Below are 223 nucleotides of genomic sequence, written 5' to 3'. Positions count from 1 at the left end.
CTGAGCAGGCGGTTCTGCCGGATCTGCACGATGCGCTCCGGAGTCGCCACCAGCCCCACGACGAGCGATCGTCGCGCCGCCTCGAGCTTCGGCGGCAAAGGCATCCCGGGACCGAGAGGAAAATTCGCCGTCTTCAAGCCGCGGTTGGCGAGATAGATCGCCGTCGGCGTCTTCGAGGTCCGGCTCACGCCCATGAGGATCACATCCGCCTCGTTCAAATCGT

1 protein-coding gene is annotated in these 223 nt (G+C 65.0%); it reads right to left on the bottom strand.

Features of this window, described 5'->3' with window-relative positions; translation table 11 throughout:
• The coding region (locus tag E4K09_RS18105) for a kinase/pyrophosphorylase (RefSeq protein ID WP_166802389.1) at positions 1-223 on the bottom strand (223 nt) is incomplete at both ends.

The organism is Microvirga pakistanensis (genome assembly GCF_004458765.1).
Taxonomy (GTDB): domain Bacteria; phylum Pseudomonadota; class Alphaproteobacteria; order Rhizobiales; family Beijerinckiaceae; genus Microvirga; species Microvirga pakistanensis.
Note: the sequence above shows the minus strand (reverse complement) of the source record. Positions and strands in the feature narration are given on the sequence as shown.